Origin of the sequence: Burkholderia sp. MSMB1459WGS (genome assembly GCF_001534535.1) — a bacterium.
Classification (GTDB): Bacteria; Pseudomonadota; Gammaproteobacteria; order Burkholderiales; family Burkholderiaceae; genus Burkholderia.
Genome location: NZ_LPMU01000055.1, coordinates 16668 through 34427 on the forward strand (window position 1 = coordinate 16668; position 17760 = coordinate 34427).

Here is a 17760-nt window from a genome sequence, read left to right on the forward strand (position 1 = left end):
TTTGCCCAGTGAACCTCTACAAGAAACTTTCAGACGACATTGAACGGCTCATTCTTCAGGGTGTGTACCAACACGGCGACAGGGTGCCGTCGGTTCGCCAAGCTAGCCAACAGCACAGGATGAGTATCACGACCGTGCTCCATGCATACCGTCTGCTCGAGAATCGCGGTTTGTTGGAAAGCCGGCCACAGTCGGGTTATTTCGTGCGCCTGCATGCCGATGGCGGGGATCGACACATGCGAGGACTTCAGCCTTCGAAGCCGGCACCGAGTTCGTCTCCCGATGACATCGGCCGGCTGGTGCTTTCAACGCTGCGCACGCTGGGCACCGATGATGCCGTGCCGTTGGGCTCTCCCTACCCCGCTCCGGACCTTTTCCCGTTCGAAAAGCTGAATCGCTATGCATACGCTGCGGGCCGGGACAAGTCACCCTGGGACGTTGCAGACGGGCTGCCGCCTGGCCATCCACGCCTTATACGGCAGATTGCGCGTCGTCATCTGGAGAACGGTATGCCGGTCGATGCGAATGAAATCGTCGTGACGGTCGGCGCGACGGAGGCACTCAATCTGTGCCTACAGGCAGTTGCAAAGCCGGGTGATGTCATCGCGGTGGAATCCCCGACTGCTTGTTCAATGCTGCATGCCATCGAGCGGATGGGAATGAAAACGGTCGAAGTGCCGACACATCCCGAGTACGGGATCGAAATTGCAGCGCTAACCGAGATGGCGAAATCACAGCCGATTGCCGCCTGCATCGTGATGCCGAATTTTCAGAATCCGCTCGGCTTCCAAATGCCCGACGCGCGCAAGCGCGAACTCGTGGGATTTGCCGAAAAGACCGGAATTCCGATCATTGAGAACGGCGTGTATAACGAACTGTATTTCGGAAATGCTCATCCCAGCACGCTGAAATCGTACGACAGAAATGGGTTGGTTCTGCATTGCACGTCGTTCTCGAAGAGCCTGACCGCTGCGTACCGGATCGGCTGGGCGCTGCCGGGCCGATACCGCGATCAGGTGGAGAACCTGAAATTCCTGAACACGCTCGCGACGCCGTCTCTGCCACAACTCGCGATCGCGGAGTTTCTGGAACGCGACGGGTACGAGCATCACCTGCGGCGCTTGCGCAAGGCCTACGCGCAGCAGGCGAACCTGATGCGTACGATCGTGTCGCGGTTCTTTCCGGAAGGCACGCGGATTTCGAGCCCGGCGGGAGGCTATGTACTTTGGGTCGAATTGCCGGCCAAGATCGACGTGATGCAACTCTATCGACTCGCGCTGGAGCACCGAATCACGATCGGGCCTGGGCACATGTTCTCGGCTTCGGACAGGTATAGGCAATTTATCCGGCTGAACTACAGCAGCGCGTGGTCGGCTGCGATCGAGCAGGCCATCATCACCGTCGGCAGGTTGGCTGCGCTCTGCGCGCGTTGATCGAGCGACAATGGCCGGTGCGCATCATCGAGCGCCGTGAGAACACCGCGCGGATGATCGATCTGAATACCACCGGCGACTACCGGCGTGGCACGGCCGCGTGACCCTCGACAACGACCACCGGGATACCGACCGTCGTTCCACGAGCAGGCTTTTCCCATGACGAAAAGTACAGCGATACGCTACCCGACTGCGACCCGCCGGAATCGGCGACGTCGCAATACAGGCCAACTTCTTTCGACATCGCGCATGCCGATACCGGTCAGGCTCCCGAGATCGGCAAGACGGGCCGACGAGCGACGGCTGGCGGCCGGACATTGCAGGGATGAAGCGGTACACCGCAGCCGGCCCGAGCAAGTCTTGTCCGGGCCGGCGCAAAGCTCGCGCAGCGCCTTTTTGATACGATCGTTCGATTCCCGATTTGGACATAAAATGCAGACGCGTTCGTACCGAGCCGTTGAACGGAAACATCGGACGCGTATGCTTCTATTCGGGATTTCACGGGCGGAGGGCGATATGACCAGTATGACCGGCGAGACGACCGATCCCGTCGTCTTCGTGATCGACGACGACAGCGCGATGCGTGAAGCGGTCGAAACGTTGCTCGACTCCGTCGGGCTGCGCGTCAGGTCGTTCGATGCCGCACCGGCCTTCCTGGCGCTCGACTTGCCCGACGTACCGAGCTGCGTCGTCCTGGACGTCCGGCTCAAGGGACAAAGCGGGCTGGCCGTACAGGAACACATCACGCGCGAACTGCGTATCCCGGTCGTCCTGATGACCGCACACGGCGACATTCCGATGTCGGTTCAGGCCATGAAAGCCGGTGCGGTGGACTTCCTGGCAAAGCCGTTCCGCGGGCAGGACATGATCGACGCGGTCACGCGCGCGCTCGAAAGCGACCGCCGGCGACGTGAAGTCGATCGCTCGGCCGCGATATTGCGCGCGTGCTACGCCTCGTTGACGCCGCGCGAGCGCACGATCATGGCGATGGTCGCGAACGGCCTGCTCAACAAGCAGATCGCGACGGCACTGAACCTGAGCGAAATCACGGTGAAACTGCACCGCGGCCAGGCGATGAAGAAGATGAAATCGCAGTCGCTCGCCGATTTCGTGCTGAAGGCCAACGCGCTCGGGCTGGTCGATCGCGAGAGCCGGCTGGTCGATCATGCGTGACACGCGTCGGCAAGCGAATTCGGTTGCCGACGACGACGCGGGGCGAATCGACCGGAAGCGCGGTTCGCCATGAAAGAATCGTCGAATAGCCGTTCCTTCTCCGGCCGGGCTGAAGATGCGGACCGCGCGCCGACACCTCCGGTGCCATCCTTTCCGGCAACGGCACGCTGCGCCGCGGATCTTGCCGTTTCCGTGGTGTTCGAGGACGAGGATCTCGCCTATGGCCGCACCGTGCTGACCGACGGACATGGCCACCGCACCCCGGTGTTGATCGTGCGGCCGAAAGGCGGCGCATCGAACGCGGCCGCGTTCGAGCGCCTGCTGAACGAATTCCGGATCCGCGACAAGCTCGACCGCGGATGGGCGGTGCGGCCGCTTGAGCTGCAGCGGCAAGGCGATCGCATCGCGCTCGTTCTCGAAGATTCCGGCGGCGTTCCGCTCGAACATCTGCTGAGCGCAACGCTGCCGATCGAGCGTTTCCTGAAGCTCGCGACCAGGATCGCGGCGGCCGTGCACCGGATGCATGCATCCGGCATCGTGCACCGTGACTTGAAACCGGCGCACCTGTACGTCGACGGCGCGACCGATCACGTCAGGATCACCGGGTTCGGAATCGCGTCCGACATACCGAGCGACCGCGAGCGTACGAGTCCGCCGGACATCATCGCGGGCACGATGGCCTATATGGCGCCGGAGCAGACGGGACGGCTGAATCACCCGATCGACGGCCGCACCGATCTGTACGGCGTCGGCGTGATGCTCTACCGGATGCTGACCGGCACGCTGCCCTTCATGGCCACGAGCGCAACGGAATGGATACACTGCCATACGGCCCGAAATCCCGTACCACCGCATCTGCGCGCCGAACGCGTCCATGTCCAGCTGTCTGCAATCGTGATGAAGCTGCTGGAGAAGGAGCCCGCAGCACGCTATCAAAGTGCGGTCGGGCTCGAGCGCGATCTTCTCCGATGTGCGGCGCAGTGGTCTGCGGATGCAACGATCCATTCGTTCGATCTCGGCGACGCCGACTTTCCGAGCCGGTTGTCGGGCCCGGCCCGGCTGTACGGCCGCGAGCACGAACTCGCGCGGCTGACGCGCGTGTTCGAGCGGATCGTGCACGGCGGGCCAATCGAACTCGCGCTGGTTTCCGGATACGCCGGTGTCGGCAAGTCATCGCTGGTGCGTACGCTGCAAGCGGCGGTCGGACCGTCGCACGGCACTTTCGCGGTCGGAAAGTGCGATCAGCACAATTGCGACACGCCTTATGCGGCTATCGCGCTCGCGCTGAAAAGTGTGACGAAGTCGCTGTTGACGCAACCTGACGACGTGTTGCGCCGATGGCGCGGTGCGGTCGTCGACGCACTCGGACCGAACGGCAAGCTGATCACCGACTTCGTGCCCGACCTCACGCTGCTGCTCGGCGAACAGCCGGCCGTGCCGGAGCTGCCGCTACCGCAGGCGCACGCGCGTTTTCAGCTCGTGCTGCACCGCTTCATTCAGGTCTTCACGCGACTGAACCCGCCGTTCGTGCTGTTCGTCGACGACCTGCAGTGGGCCGACGCGGCGACGCTCGATCTGCTCGAAAGCATATGCAGCCGGTCCGGGCTGCGCCATCTGCTGCTGATCGGCGCGTACCGCGACAACGAGATCGACTTCGCACACCCGTTGCCGCGGCGACTCGCGCGAATCAGGTCGACCGGCGTCGCGGTCGATGAAATCAGGCTACAGCCCTTGACGGTTCCGCAGGCGAGCGCCCTCGTCGGCGACGTCCTTCAGTCCCGCGACACGCGCGTGGCGTCGCTTGCACGCATCGTGCACACGAAGACGGCCGGCAATCCGTTCTTCGTCGTCCAGTTCCTGCACGCGCTCGCCGACGAGAACGTGCTGCGGATGGACCGATCCACGGGACAGTGGTCATGGAACGTACAGACCGTCAGGCGCGCGCGGTTGACGGACAACGTCGCGGACCTCATGTCCGCGCGGCTCGAACGCCTGCCCGAGGCATGCAAGGACGCGCTCCGCGCACTCGCCTGCCTCGGGAACAGCGCGACCGTGCGCAGCCTTGCGATCGCCAGGCACGTGACCGAACACGCATTGCAGGCGGAGCTTCGGCCCGCGATTCGGCACCAACTGGTCGAATGCGTCGGCAACACGTATCGGTTTGTGCACGACCGGGTCCAGGAAGCCGCGTATTCGCTGATTCCCGAAGCAGCACGAGCCGACATGCACCGGGACGTCGGTCGGCGCTTGCTGCCGTGTTTGCCCGACTCCCACGACGACGCACTTCTCTACGAAACTGTCGCACAGTTCGAGCGGGCCGGCAGCGACGCGCTGTCGGCGGACGAGCGGTACGCAGTGGCGATGCTCGACCTGCGCGCCGGCATCCGCTCGAAGGCGTCGGCCGCGTACGGCGCCGCACTGCGCTATCTGCACGCAGGCGTCGACCTGCTGGCCCGCGTGCCGGACACACGCTGGCCCGGCATTCGCTTCGAAGTCGAGATGGAACTCGCCGAATGCGAGTTCCTGACCGGCGACCTCGCGGCGGCCGAGCGCCGGCTTGCGACATTCCACGTTGACACGCTGGACGTGATCGATCGCGGTCGCGTCGCCGTCCGCCGGATGGACGTCTATACGGCACTCGATCGAAGCGGCGACGCGATCAGGGTTGCGCTCGGATTCCTGCGCCACGTGGGCATCGATACCTCCGCGCATCCGTCCGATCTCGACGTCCGGAACGAATACGAAGCGCTTCGCCGCCGCGCGGCCAGTCTGACGATCGACGACATCGTCGGCTTGCCCTCGATGACCGATCCGGTGGGGCTGACCACGCTCGAAGTATTGACGCGCCTGCTGTCCGCCGCGTGCTTCACAGATTTCAATCTGAATTCGCTGATCACGTGCAAGGCCATCAACCTCAGCCTCGCCGGAGGCAACTGTGAAGCGTCGTGCGTAGCGTATGGCACGTTGAGCCGGATCGCCGGCCCGCGCTTCGGCGATTTCGAACTCGGTATCCGGTTCGGCCAGGCCGGCTACCGGATCGCCGAACGCAATCCGCAACACCGGTTCCATGCGAGCACCTGCATGGTGTTCGTCTTCTTCACGCTGCGCTGGATGACGCACGTGCGTTTGTCCGAAGACGCGCTGAGGCGCGCGTTCACCGCGGCGAACAAGGCAGGCGACCTCCTGTACGCGTCGTATTCGCTCACGGGCCTGAATACGAACTGCCTGTTCGCGGGCGATCCGCTGACAGCCGTCGGCGACGAAGTCGAGCGCGGTATCGCGTTCGCCCGCCAGGCGGGGCATGGTCTCATCGTCGACATCCTGTCGACGCAGCTCGCGCTGGTCCGGACGTTGCGCGGTCAGACGCGACGACCGGGATCGTTCGACGACGGAGCGTTTGTCGAGCACGCATTCGAAGCGCGTCTTGCGGCCAATCCGGGACTCGCGATCGCCGAGTGCTGGTACTGGACGAGAAAGCTGCAGGCACGCTATCTGTTTGCCGATCGCGAAGCGGCGCTCGAGTCGCTGCGGCGTGCGCACGCGCTGATCTGGACGTCGTCGATGTTTCTGGAGGAGGCCGAGTTCCACTTCTATGCGGCGCTCACGCTGGCCACCGCGATCGACGACGCGGCGCCCCGGGAGCGCGCCAGTCTACTCGCGCGCTTCGTCGCGCATAAGGCGCGTATCGACATGCTGTCCGAGCAGTTTCGTCCAAACTTCGAGCATCGCGCGGCACTGCTCGGCGCGGAACACGCACGTATCGAATCGCGTACGGTCGACGCACAGAATCTGTACGAGCACGCGATCCGTTCGGCACGCACGAACGACTTCCCGCATCAGGAAGCCATCGCCAGCGAACTGGCCTCGCGCTTCTACCGCGAGCGAGGCTTCGACATCATCGCGGACGCGTATGTGCGGCATGCGCGTCACGGATACATGCGCTGGGGCGCCGATGCGAAGGTCCGTCATCTCGACGAGGCGTACCCGCACCTCGCGTCGGAGACGGGCCACCGCGATCGCCGCGAAACGATCCGGTCGACGGCGGGCGAGATCGATTACGCGATGTTGATCGATGTGTCGCAGCGCGTATCGTCGGAGATCGTTCCGGAGAAGGTGATCGACACGTTCATGCGGGCCGCGCTCACCCATTCCGGCGCGAACCGCGGGCTGTTGATCCTCGCTTCGGGCGACGGTGGCAGTGACGCGAGTATCCGCGCGGAAGCGACCGTGCACGACGATACGGTGACCGTCGTGCAGGAAAGCTCGCCGCTCGAAGCGCGTCGCCTGCCGATCGCGACGATCAACTACGTGCTGCGAACGCGCGAAACCGTATCCATTCCCGATGCCGCCAGGGAGCCGATCTGCGCGGCCGATCCCTATACGGTCGCGCAACGCGTGCGTTCGATCCTGTGCATGCCGCTCGCGCGCGGGGGCGAACTGACCGGCGTGCTGTATCTCGAGAGCAGGCTCGCCACCGGCGTGTTCGCGCCGGCGCGCCTTGCGGCGCTCGGCGTGCTCGCGTCGCAGGTGGCGATCTCGCTGCAGAACGCGCGCCTGTATCGCGAACTGTCCGAGCGCGAAGCGCGGATTCGCCGGCTCGTCGACGCGAACATCATCGGCATCTTCATCTATGCGCTCGACGGAACGATCGTCGAAGCGAATTCCGCCCTCCTCGACCTGATCGGCTATAGCCGGGAGGAACTGGAACGCGGACAGTTGAACTGGCGATCGCTGACGCCGCCGGAATGGATCGGGGCAGATTTGCAGATCCACGAACCGACCCTTCGTGAAACCGGTGTGCTGCCTCCGATTGAAAAGGAGTACTTCCGGAAGGACGGTAGCCGCGCGCCCATTCTGGTCGGCGCGGCGATGTTCTCGTCCACCGGTCAGGACGGCGTCGCGTTCGTCCTCGACCTGAGCGAAAGCAAGCGCGCCGAGGCGCGCGCGCGGGAAAGCGAGAGCCGCTTCCGTGAAATGCAGCAGGAACTGGCGCACGCGAACCGCGTGTCGGCCGTCGGGCAACTGACCGCCACGATGAGTCACGAGGTCAAGCAACCGATTGCCGCGATGGCCGCGAATGCCGACGCCGCGCTGCGATGGCTGGCCGCCCGGCCGTCGAACGTCGACCGGGCGGCCAAGGCGCTGGATCTGATCGTCCGCGACGCGCTGCGAGCGGGCGACATCATCGACCGCATCCGCAACTTCGTCCGCAAATCGCCCGTGCGCGAAGAGACGGTGGACGTCAACGTGGCGATTCGGGACATTCTGTTCGTGACGCGGCGCGACGCGGAAAAACACGGCGTCTGTATCGAAACGATCCTCGCGACGCCGTCACCGCGCGTCGTCGGCGACCGCGTCCAGCTTCAGCAGGTCATCCTCAACCTGATCGTCAACGCGATCGAGGCCATGAAGGCGGTCAACGAGGGGCGTCGAAAGCTCGTCATCTCGACGTCGAACACGGGCGATCGCAGCGTCGAAATCCGCGTGAGCGACTCGGGGCCCGGCGTGCCGGACGCCCATATGGACCGGCTTTTCGAGCCGTTCTTCACGACCAAGGATACGGGGATGGGCATCGGCCTGTCGATCGCGCATTCGATCGTCGCCGCGCACGGCGGCCAGTTGCGCGCGCATTGCCACGAGCCGTCCGGCACGACCTTTCACGTCACGCTTCCGTCGGTGCAAGGCTGACGGCATCGTGCAGGTGCGCCTGCCGCAGTCGCGATGCGCTCCCATGCGATTCGGAAAAATCCGTGCGGCGATGGAACGACACCCCAGACGCCTCTCCTAAGCTGCGGCGAGAACCCTTTCTGCAGACGAAAGGCCGTGCCCCAGGAGAAGACGATGGCGAAAGTGCTCTGTGTGCTGTACCCCGACCCGACGGCCGGCTACCCGCCGCATTACGTTCGCGACGACATACCGGCCATCGCCGCGTATCCGGGCGGACAACGATTGCCGTCGCCGCAAGGCGAACCCGGTTTCAGGCCGGGCAGGCTGGTGGGATGCGTATCCGGCGAACTCGGCCTGCGGCCGTATCTGGAAGCGCATGGCCACGAACTGGTCGTGACCAGCGACAAGGACGGGCCGGACTCCCTCTTCGAACAGCACCTGCCCGACGCGGATGTCGTCATTTCGCAGCCGTTCTGGCCTGCCTATCTGACGCGCGAGCGGATCGCGAAAGCGACCAAGCTGAAGCTTGCACTCACGGCAGGCATCGGCTCGGACCACGTGGATCTGCAGGCCGCGACGGAGCGAGGCATCGTCGTCGCGGAGCAAACCTTCTCGAACAGCATCAGCGTGGCCGAGCACGTGGTGATGACGGTACTCGCGCTCGTTCGCAACTTTCTGCCGGCCCACCGCGACGCGGTGAACGGCGGCTGGAACATCGCCGATTGCGTGAGCCGCAGCTACGATCTCGAAGGGATGCACTTCGGGACGATCGGCGCGGGACGCATCGGTCTCGCGGTGCTGCGGCGACTGAAACCTTTCGATGTGCACCTGCACTACTCGAGCCGCCATCGCCTCTCGTCCGACCTCGAGCGCGAACTCGGGCTCGTCTACCATTGCACGCCGCAATCGCTGGTGCAGGTCTGCGACGTGATCAATCTGCAATGTCCGCTGTATCCGTCGACCGAACACATGTTCGACGACGAGATGTTCGGCCACGTCAAGCCGGGCGCGTATCTGATCAACACGGCGCGCGGCCGGCTGTGCGACACGGGCGCGGTCGTGCGCGCACTCGAATCCGGCCGCCTCGCGGGCTACGGCGGCGACGTGTGGTTTCCTCAGCCGGCCCCGCCCGATCATCCGTGGCGCCCGATGCCGAATGCCGCGATGACGCCTCACATCTCGGGTACGTCGTTGTCCGCGCAAGCGCGCTATGCCGCGGGCACGCTCGAGATCCTGCAGTGCTTTCTCGAAGGCAAACCGATTCGTCCGGAATACCTGATCGTCGAAGGCGGCAAACTCGCGGGTACCGGCGCCGCATCCTACGGCCTGACCTGAAACGCTCATTGCGGCCGGCGCACCGCGCGAAGGCGGCGCGTCAAGTCGCGTGTCAGGTCGCAAGCAGGCCGGCCTCGGCGCGAACGCCGCAGCCGGCCCGTGCCCGGCGTTACTGGCCGATATGCTCGCGGATGCCGGCGCTGATCTGCTCCAGCGCGGCCTCGGTCGACGGCACGTGGCGCAGCGCGTTCAGCAGGACGAAATCGTGGATCGTGCCGTTGTAACGGACGGCCGCGACACTGACGCCCGCGTCCTTCAGCTTGCGCGCGTACGCTTCGCCTTCGTCGCGCAGCGGATCGTTCTCCGCGGTAATCACGAGCGCTGGCGGCAGCCCCTTCAGTTCATCGTTGCTTGCACGCAGCGGCGACACGTACGGGTTGTCGCGGGCCTTCGCATCGGGCGCATACAGATCCCAGCCATATTTCATGAACGCCCGGGCCAGGAATCGCCCCGTCGCGTAAGTGCGATACGAATCGGTATCGACGCTGGCGTCGGTCGCCGGAATCAGCAGTGCCTGGTAGCTGATCTTCGGGCCGTCGCGGTCCTTGGCCATCAACGTCAGCGCCGCGGCCATGTTGCCGCCGACCGAATTTCCGGCCACCGCGATCCGGGAACCGTCGGCGCCGAACTGGCCGGCGTTGGCGGCAACCCACTTCAGCGCCGCATACGATTCCTCGAGCTGCGTCGGGAATTTCGCCTGCGGCAGCGGCGTATATTCGACGAAAACGGCGACCTGGCCGGAGCCGACCACGAGGTCGCGCACGAGACGCCGGTGGTTCGCGAAATTGCCGACGATCCAGACGCCGCCATGGATGAACAGCAGCACGCCCGGTTTGCCTTCGACGTGGGTCGGCTTCACGATGTAGATCTTCACCGTGCGCCCGTCTTCGGTGATCGTTCGCTCGGTGGTCGTGACGCCGGACAGGTCGACCGGCGTCTGGTCCTGCAGATGGGTCAGGATTTCCTGCGGCTTCGGCTGCGGCAACTCCCAGAACGGACTGCTGTCCTTGTTGAGTGCGGTAAGGAAGGTCCGGATCTGCGGATCGATGTGCTCGTCCGTCGACGGATCGGCCGGCGCAGCGGCGGCCGACGATGTCGCGACGCCCAGCGTCGCACAGGCGGCGATGGCCGCGCAAACCAGCATCTTCCTGAATGGCATGTTCATGTGATCCCCTTTGCTTTTCCGGGTGGGAGGACGCGTCACGCATGTGGCTGCGCGGCGCGCAGTGCGTGACGGGCATGTCGCGAGCGAACGGTTTCGCAGGCGCAGCCATCATGCCCTTTGCATGGAGGGGATCGTTTCGCGACCCGAGCGTGCTTGTCGATTCGAACGGCCAGGCGCGCGTGCCAACCGAACGCGGCCGGCGCGGTGCGGCACCCGGATTCAGGTTCCGCGAATCCTCGGCGCGGCGGCGGACTCGGTAGGCCGATCGATGCCCAGCGCTTCGGCCTTTTTGACGAAGTCGGCCAGCGAGCGCGCGTCCATCTTCTTCATCGCCTGTCCGCGATGGATCTTCACGGTGATTTCGCTGAGGTTCATTTCGGCCGCGATCTGCTTGTTCATCAGGCCGCTCGCGACGAACGCCATCACCTCGCGCTCGCGTGCCGACAGCGTCGCATACCGGCCGCGCAGATCGGCGAGCGCGCGCTGCCCGCTCCTGCATTGCTCGTCGCGCGCGAGCGCTGCGGAGACGGCATCCAGCATGTCCTGTTCGCGGAACGGTTTCGCGAGGAAATCCATCGCGCCGGCCTTCATCGCCTTCACCGACATCGCTATGTCGCCGTATGCGGTCATGAAGATGATCGGCAGCTGCAGGTCGGCGGCCGCGATCTGCTCCTGAACCGCAAGGCCGCTCTGGCCTTTCAGGCGCACGTCGAGGATCAGGCAGCTCGGCACGTCTGGTTTGTCGAACGCGAGAAATTCGTGCGCGGATGCGAACACCTGAACGCGCAGGCCCACCGACCGAAGCAGCATGTCGACGGCCGTGCGCATCGACTCGTCGTCGTCGACGACGTAGACGATCGCCTGCTCGGCCGAATCCTGCGCGTCAGTGCTCATGATTCGTTTCCTCCTCGACTGGCAACACGAACTGCATGACAGCGCCCGGACCTGCGCGCAGGTCCGCCCAGATACGGCCGCCGTGCGCTTCGACGATCGATCGGCAAATCGACAGCCCCATTCCCATGCCATCCTCCCGGGTCGTGAAGAACGCGCTGAACAGACGATCGGCATCCGCGTGCCGGATCCCCGTGCCGCTGTCCTCGACGACGACGCACGCGTGTCGCTCGTCGAACGCATGCGTGCGGATGCGCAGGCGGCGCGCGCCGGGTTCGACGTCCGACATCGCCTGCATCGCGTTCGTCACGAGATGGATGACGACCTGCTGCAGTTGCACGCGGTCGCCGCGCACACGCTGCGGCGACGCCGAGTAGTCGGCTTCGACGTCGATCCGCTGACTGTCGAGTTCGCGCCGCACGAGCCCGAGCGATTCTCGCACAACGGCGTTCAGATCGAGCGCCGTCTGCTCGGGCGCGCGTTTTCTCGCCATGTCGCGGATCTGCCGGATCACGTCGGACGCCCGCCTGGCGTCGCGGATCATCTGGCCGACGGATTGCCGCACCTCACCCAGATCCGGTTCCGGCCGGTCGATCCAGCGCAGTGCAGCGTCGCCCGCCGTCACGATCGCGGCGAGCGGCTGCGTGACTTCGTGCGCGATCGACGCGGCGAGTTCGCCCAGCATCGTCACGTGCGTCGCATGCACGAATTCGGCGGTGGGACGGTCGAGCGCATCCTGTGCGGCGACGCGTTCGTTCACGTCCGTCGGCGAGAGATTGCGCAGCGAAAGGCATGCCGTGGCGACGATCGCGAACAGGCTCGCCCCGCAGCGCGCGAGAGCGCCGCCCGAATAGCGTTCGTCGTGCAACAGCGCGAGCAGCGTGAGCGCGATGCATGCGCAAGCGGTCACCCACGTCGCGCGTTGCGAACCGGCCGATGCGACCAGCAGCACGACAACCACGTAAAGCACCGCGATCGCGATATCGAGCGGCGTCACGTCGACGACGAAGATCGCCACGGCGAGCGCGCCGGCCAACGAGTACAGCACGCGTGCATCGTCGCGCCAGGGCTTGCCGATGCTTCGGTCGAGCCTCATCGTCGTTCCGCGGCGTGCCGCACCGAGAAAGGGAAACACGGATCAGCGCACCGCATCGGTCCCGCCCGGCTTCACCGATTCCAGGCGACGCGCCACCTCGGTCGCGTCCACCGGTTTGCCGAGCACGCAAACGGCGCCCACGTCGAGCGCCTGCCGCCGGACCGCATCCGACGCGTACGCGGAAATGAAAATGACCGGCAGCGCGATGCCGCGGTCGACCAGGCGGCGATACATCTCCAGGCCCGACATGCCGGGCATCTGGACGTCCGAGATGATGCAGCAGACGTCGTCGATGTCGTCCGCCGCGAGAAACTGCTCCGCGGACGCATAGAGGCGAGCCGTCCAGCCCAGGGAACGCACCAGGCTCGACATTGCGACACGGACGGATTCGTCGTCGTCGACAATCGAAACGATCGGATTTTTCTGCACACCTCGGGCCCTCGGCCGAAATCGTACGGTGGGCGGCGCGATACCAGCCGCCCTGACCCCAGCCATGTTAGAGAAATCGATCGGCCGCGGAAATCATATGTACGTATAGTCGCGCTCGCGCCCGCCCGTTCCCGCCCGCCACGAGCCGGCAGCCGGGCCGACGACCGCCGACGCACCGTCGCGCGACCGGCCGGCGCCGCTCGCGATCCGGCGAATCCGCAGGATTGCGTGCGTTCGCGTAACGATCCGCGGCGCACGCCCCCTATATTGCACGCGTCGACCATCGATCGGCAGCCGGCACGCCCTCTTCGCCGCATCCCGCCGTCCGCCGCCTCGAACGATTGCCACGCAGCACCGGTCGTCGCCGGCGTGCTTGCACGCATTGTCCCTGTCCCCATCGATACCCGAAGGAGCGTCATCATGAAGAACATCGCCGTCTCACTGATTCTCGGCGCCTGCGCGCTGATCCCCGCCGCCGGTTACGCGCAAGCCGCAACGTCCGTCACGCGTGCGCAGGTACGCGCCGACCTGGCCCGCGTCGAGCAGGCAGGCTATCTGCCGTCGCGCGGCGCCAATGCGGATTACCCGACCGACATCCAGGCCGCCGAAGCGAAAATCGCCGCGAACGACACACGGCAGGCGCTCGTGCAGGGATACGGCGGCGCGCCCGAGGGCAGCAGCGCGGCCGGAAACCGCGCCGCACGCACCGTCGCGAAGGGCGGAAACTGCGTCGGACCGGCCAGCTTCTGCAATCCGTACTTCGGCAGTTGAACCCCGCCGCCCGCGCGCCGAGCCTGCGCGCGCGAGGCGGGGCGGCCGTTCACGCGCGGATGAATGCGAGCAGATCCGCGTTCACGCGATCGGCATGCGTCGTGCACAGCCCGTGCGGCGCACCGGGATAGACCGTCAGCCGCGCGTCGCGAACGATCTCGGCCGTCAGCCTGCCCGAATCGTCGAGCGGCACGATCTGGTCGTCATCGCCCTGGAGGACGAGCGTCGGCACGTCGATGCGCCGGAGGTCGTCGGTAAAGTCCGTTTCGGAGAAGGCCTTGATGCAGTCGTATGCGCTCTTGATCGAGCACTGCATGCCGGCATACCAGAAGGCGTCCACCGTGCCTTGCGAAGGCTTCGCGCCGTCGCGATTGAAACCGTAGAACGGCACCGCAAGATCCTTGAAGAACTGCGACCGGTTCCCGGCAACCCCGCTGCGAATATCGTCGAACACCGACAGCGGCAACCCGCCGGGGTTCGCGGCCGTTTTCAGCATCAGCGGCGGCACGGCGGCGATCAGCACCGCCTTTGCGACGCGCTGCGTGCCGTGCCGGCCGATGTAACGCGCCACTTCGCCGCCGCCGGTGGAGTGACCGACCAGCACTGCGTCCTTCAGGTCGAGCGACTCGATCAGTTCGGCCAGGTCGTCGGCATAACGCGACATGTCGTTCCCGGTCCACGGCTGGCTCGAGCGGCCGTGTCCGCGGCGATCGTGCGCGATCACGCGAAAACCGCGCTCGGCGAGATACATCATCTGCGCGTCCCACGCGTCGGCGTTCAACGGCCAGCCGTGCGAGAACACCACGGGCTGGCCCGTGCCCCAGTCCTTGTAAAACAGTTCAGTGCCGTCTTTCAGTACGCGCTTTGCCATTTTCATGCTCCTTCGAGAAGGCCGCTGTCGCCCGCCATCGCGGGCATGCGGCGGTGTCGCACGGCGCGCGCACCGGCCCTTTGCCGATCGCGCCATCGTGCATCCGAGCCATTCTCGGCATCGCGCGGCCGACCAGTTTTCCGGACGCAGGCCGCATTTCCGTTCCGCACGGCAACCTCGCGTCTCGCGATCGACCGGGCGGCGGCATCGCACGGCAATCCGGCCATTTTGTCTGTGTATAATCGGCGCGCATTTTTCGGCGAGATGGCATGTCCCGTGTCGCGGGGCGTCGCCCGAACACGCGGCCAACGTGGCACTCCACCATGAACGAACCTCACGCAGCGGTTGACACGATGCCCGATCGGAATATGCGCGCAGACGACGCACGCGTCGACGCGCTGTTCCGCCGCGCGCCGATCCCGATCCTGATCGAGGACTGGTCCGGCATCAAACGCTGGATCGATACGCTGAAGGCGCGCGGCGTGACGGATCTCGACGCCTACCTCGACGCGCATCCCGACGTCATCGACGAAATGCGTCGGCTGCACGCGTTCGTCGACGCGAACGACGCAACGCTGTCGCTGTTCGAGGCAGCATCGAAGGAAGCGTTTTTCGCCGTGGCCGGGCAACTGCTGCCGGCCAGCCGGCTCAGCAATTCGCAGGTCCTGCATGCGATGTTCGAAGGCCGTTCGTCGTGCCAGGGCGAGCGTACGCTCTCCACGTTGACGGGCAGGAAAGTGCCGATCGTCTGGCGCTGCTCGCTGCCGGCCGACGACGACGCATACCGCCGGCTTCATTTCTACGCATTCGACGTCACCGAATACAAGGAGAACGGCGAACGGCTCGACGCGCTGCGCGCGCAGCTCGCGCGCACGGCCCGCGTGTCGATGATGGGCCAGCTCGTCGCGTCGATCACGCACGAGATCGGCCAGCCGCTCGGTGCGATCCGCACGGCGCTCGACGCGGCCGTCCGATGGCTGGACCGCAGCGAGCCGGACGTCGCCGAAGCCACCGCCGCCTTTCGCCACGCATCGCGGTGGACGGACGACATGGCGAACATCTGCCGGCGCTTGCGCGGGTTCCTGGCCGGCGCGCCGGTGGAAGCGGTGGACCTCGACTGCGCGGAGGTCGTGGCTTCCGCGATGCAACTGGTCGCATCGGAAGCGAGCGCGCATACGATCACGCTCGCCGCGGAAGTCGCCGCCGGCGCGACGGCGCATGCGGACCGGATTCAACTCCAGCAAGTGCTGACGAACCTGCTCATCAACGGCATTCACGCGATCGACGCGGCGCCCGCCGACGCGCGCGAGCGGCTGTTGCGCGTGCGAGCCGGCCGCTACGACGACACGCATACGCTGTTCGAAGTCGCCGACAACGGTTGCGGAATCGCCAGCGCGCCGCGCGACGCGATCTTTCAGCCGTTTTCCAGCACCAAGCGCGACGGCATGGGAATGGGCCTGCCGATCTCGAAATCGATCGTCGAAGCGCACGGCGGCACGATCTGGATCGGCGACACCGGCCCGCACGGCACGAAGATCTGCTTCACGCTGCCTTCGTCCGTGCACGCGGCGGCCGGTGCCGGACCGGCTCCCGGCCGGACCGACGATTGAGCCGGCACCGCGCGAAACCGCCCGCCGGCGCCGCGCGCGCGGCCGATGCCGCCACCGCGCAGCGGCGCGCATCCGAGCGCCGGCTCCTCGCGACGGTCGTCGCGGCGAACGCGCTCGAATTCTTCGATTATTTCTCGTACGCCGTTTACGCAGCCTTCATCACGCGTACGTTCTTCCCGCACGTTGCCGGCGCCTACGCCGCACTCCTGTCGCTCGGCACTTTCGCCGCCGGGTTCCTGTCGCGCCCGCTCGGCGCGATCGCGATCGGCGTCCATGCGGATGCCGCAGGACGCAAGCCGGCGCTGCTGCTGAGCGCCGCGCTCGTGACGGCCGGCTCGTTCGGGCTCGCCGTGATTCCGGGCTACGCAACGCTCGGCATCGCCGCGCCGATCGCCGTGCTGCTGTGCCGGATCCTGCAGGGCATTGCCGTGGGCGGCGAGATGGGCGCGTCCGGCGCATTGCTGATCGAGCGGTGCCCACCCGGGCGCACATGCACGTACGCGGGCTGGCTGATGGCCGGGCAGGGGCTCGCGCTGGCCGCCGCCGGCGCCTGCGGGATCGCGCTGTACGCGACGCTGAGCGCCGCGCAGATCGAGCGCTGGGGATGGCGCGTGCCGTTCGCGCTCGCGGCCGCGCTCATTCCCGTGCAGATCTACTTGCGCCGCCATATCGACGAAACGTGGGAACGGCGCACCGCAACGACCGCGTTCGGCGGCATGCTCCGGCAGCATCGCGGCCGATGGCTGCTCGCGATCGCACTGATTTTCGGCGGCACGGTGCCGACCTACGTCGCCACCTATACGACGACGTTCGGCGTCGCAGGGCCGCCGCCATCCGCGCATGCATCGTTCGTGACGACCGCGGCCGTCGGCGCAGTGACGTTCGCGTTGTCGATCGCGGGCGGCCTGCTTGCCGATCGGATCGGCCGCATCCGCACCATCGTGCTGGCCCGCGCGCTGACGATGACCGTCGTCCTGCCGGCATTCCACTTCGCGGCCGTCCATGCGCATCCGCTCGCGCTGCTCGGCGTGGTCGCGCTGTTCGCCGGGTTGTCGGCACTCGCCGGCGCGCCGAGCATCGTCGCGATCCTCGACATGTTCCCCGCGCACGGCCGGGCGGCCGCCCTCTCCGTGGTCTATGCGACCGGCGTTGCGCTGTTCGGCGGCACCGCGCCGTTCGTCGTCGCGGCCGTGAACGCGTGGGCCGGCACGCACGGCGCGGCTGGCGCATACGTGTTCGTATCGGCCGCCGTCACGCTGGTCGCGCTTGCCGCCGTTCGCGCGGCCGACGCGCGAACGCCCGCCGTACGACGCTGAACG

Annotated in this window: 12 protein-coding genes; 7 read left to right on the forward strand and 5 right to left on the reverse strand. The window is 66.1% G+C overall.

Annotated elements, in window-relative coordinates; all coding sequences use genetic code 11:
- The first annotated feature begins 8 nt into the window (after positions 1-8).
- The 4 genes from WT97_RS20915 (at position 9) to WT97_RS20930 (ending at position 9608) form a co-directional block, all read left to right on the forward strand.
- On the forward strand, positions 9-1433 hold the full coding sequence (locus WT97_RS20915; protein ID WP_060354308.1) for a PLP-dependent aminotransferase family protein: 1425 nt from the start codon (positions 9-11) through the stop codon (positions 1431-1433).
- Positions 1434-1949: 516 nt separating this feature from the next.
- A complete protein-coding gene (locus WT97_RS20920) occupies positions 1950-2606 on the forward strand; it encodes a response regulator transcription factor (protein ID WP_060354309.1) in 657 nt (218 codons plus the stop codon).
- Between the two features lie 192 nt (positions 2607-2798).
- Entirely contained in the window at positions 2799-8294 is a 5496-nt protein-coding gene (locus WT97_RS20925) for an AAA family ATPase (protein ID WP_257128540.1), read from the forward strand.
- A gap of 153 nt (positions 8295-8447) precedes the next feature.
- Positions 8448-9608, forward strand: a complete 1161-nt coding sequence (locus WT97_RS20930) for an NAD-dependent formate dehydrogenase (protein ID WP_059793094.1) — start codon at positions 8448-8450, stop codon at positions 9606-9608.
- A 109-nt stretch (positions 9609-9717) separates the two neighbouring features.
- Here the strand turns inward: WT97_RS20930 and WT97_RS20935 are convergent, their stop codons facing one another.
- From WT97_RS20935 to WT97_RS20950, 4 genes are all read right to left on the reverse strand, one after another.
- Complete coding sequence (locus tag WT97_RS20935) at positions 9718-10773, reverse strand: alpha/beta hydrolase (protein ID WP_059793096.1); 1056 nt, start codon at positions 10771-10773, stop codon at positions 9718-9720.
- Positions 10774-10992: 219 nt separating this feature from the next.
- Positions 10993-11667, reverse strand: a complete 675-nt coding sequence (locus WT97_RS20940; RefSeq protein WP_059793098.1) for a response regulator transcription factor — start codon at positions 11665-11667, stop codon at positions 10993-10995.
- The gene (locus WT97_RS20945; protein ID WP_060354311.1) at positions 11657-12760 is read right to left on the reverse strand and encodes a sensor histidine kinase; all 1104 of its coding nucleotides are present in this window, start codon (positions 12758-12760) and stop codon (positions 11657-11659) included. The genes WT97_RS20940 and WT97_RS20945 overlap by 11 nt, the downstream gene beginning before the upstream one ends.
- A gap of 42 nt (positions 12761-12802) precedes the next feature.
- The gene (locus WT97_RS20950; RefSeq protein ID WP_156440300.1) at positions 12803-13189 is read right to left on the reverse strand and encodes a response regulator transcription factor; all 387 of its coding nucleotides are present in this window, start codon (positions 13187-13189) and stop codon (positions 12803-12805) included.
- A gap of 420 nt (positions 13190-13609) precedes the next feature.
- Here WT97_RS20950 and WT97_RS20955 point away from each other — a divergent pair, with 420 nt between their 5' ends.
- Entirely contained in the window at positions 13610-13960 is a 351-nt protein-coding gene (locus WT97_RS20955) for a DUF4148 domain-containing protein (RefSeq protein WP_060354312.1), read from the forward strand.
- Between the two features lie 49 nt (positions 13961-14009).
- Here WT97_RS20955 and WT97_RS20960 read toward each other — a convergent pair whose 3' ends face one another.
- Positions 14010-14831, reverse strand: a complete 822-nt coding sequence (locus WT97_RS20960) for an alpha/beta fold hydrolase (protein ID WP_059793103.1) — start codon at positions 14829-14831, stop codon at positions 14010-14012.
- Positions 14832-15199: 368 nt separating this feature from the next.
- Here WT97_RS20960 and WT97_RS20965 point away from each other — a divergent pair, with 368 nt between their 5' ends.
- Both WT97_RS20965 and WT97_RS20970 read left to right on the forward strand, forming a co-directional pair.
- Positions 15200-16441, forward strand: a complete 1242-nt coding sequence (locus WT97_RS20965) for a sensor histidine kinase (protein WP_257128541.1) — start codon at positions 15200-15202, stop codon at positions 16439-16441.
- Positions 16438-17757: an MFS transporter gene (locus WT97_RS20970; protein WP_059793105.1), complete on the forward strand. Its 1320-nt coding sequence runs from the start codon at positions 16438-16440 to the stop codon at positions 17755-17757. The genes WT97_RS20965 and WT97_RS20970 overlap by 4 nt, the downstream gene beginning before the upstream one ends.
- Positions 17758-17760 lie beyond the last annotated feature (3 nt).

What these genes read in the sequence shown, in the direction of transcription:
- WT97_RS20955 (WP_060354312.1), top strand. Translation starts at nt 13,610, where the DNA reads ATGAAGAACATCGCCGTCTCACTGATTCTCGGCGCCTGCGCGCTGATC.
- WT97_RS20945 (WP_060354311.1), bottom strand. Translation starts at nt 12,760, where the DNA reads ATGAGGCTCGACCGAAGCATCGGCAAGCCCTGGCGCGACGATGCACGC.
- WT97_RS20960 (WP_059793103.1), bottom strand. Translation starts at nt 14,831, where the DNA reads ATGGCAAAGCGCGTACTGAAAGACGGCACTGAACTGTTTTACAAGGAC.
- WT97_RS20935 (WP_059793096.1), bottom strand. Translation starts at nt 10,773, where the DNA reads ATGAACATGCCATTCAGGAAGATGCTGGTTTGCGCGGCCATCGCCGCC.
- WT97_RS20965 (WP_257128541.1), top strand. Translation starts at nt 15,200, where the DNA reads ATGCGCGCAGACGACGCACGCGTCGACGCGCTGTTCCGCCGCGCGCCG.
- WT97_RS20920 (WP_060354309.1), top strand. Translation starts at nt 1,950, where the DNA reads ATGACCAGTATGACCGGCGAGACGACCGATCCCGTCGTCTTCGTGATC.
- WT97_RS20940 (WP_059793098.1), bottom strand. Translation starts at nt 11,667, where the DNA reads ATGAGCACTGACGCGCAGGATTCGGCCGAGCAGGCGATCGTCTACGTC.
- WT97_RS20930 (WP_059793094.1), top strand. Translation starts at nt 8,448, where the DNA reads ATGGCGAAAGTGCTCTGTGTGCTGTACCCCGACCCGACGGCCGGCTAC.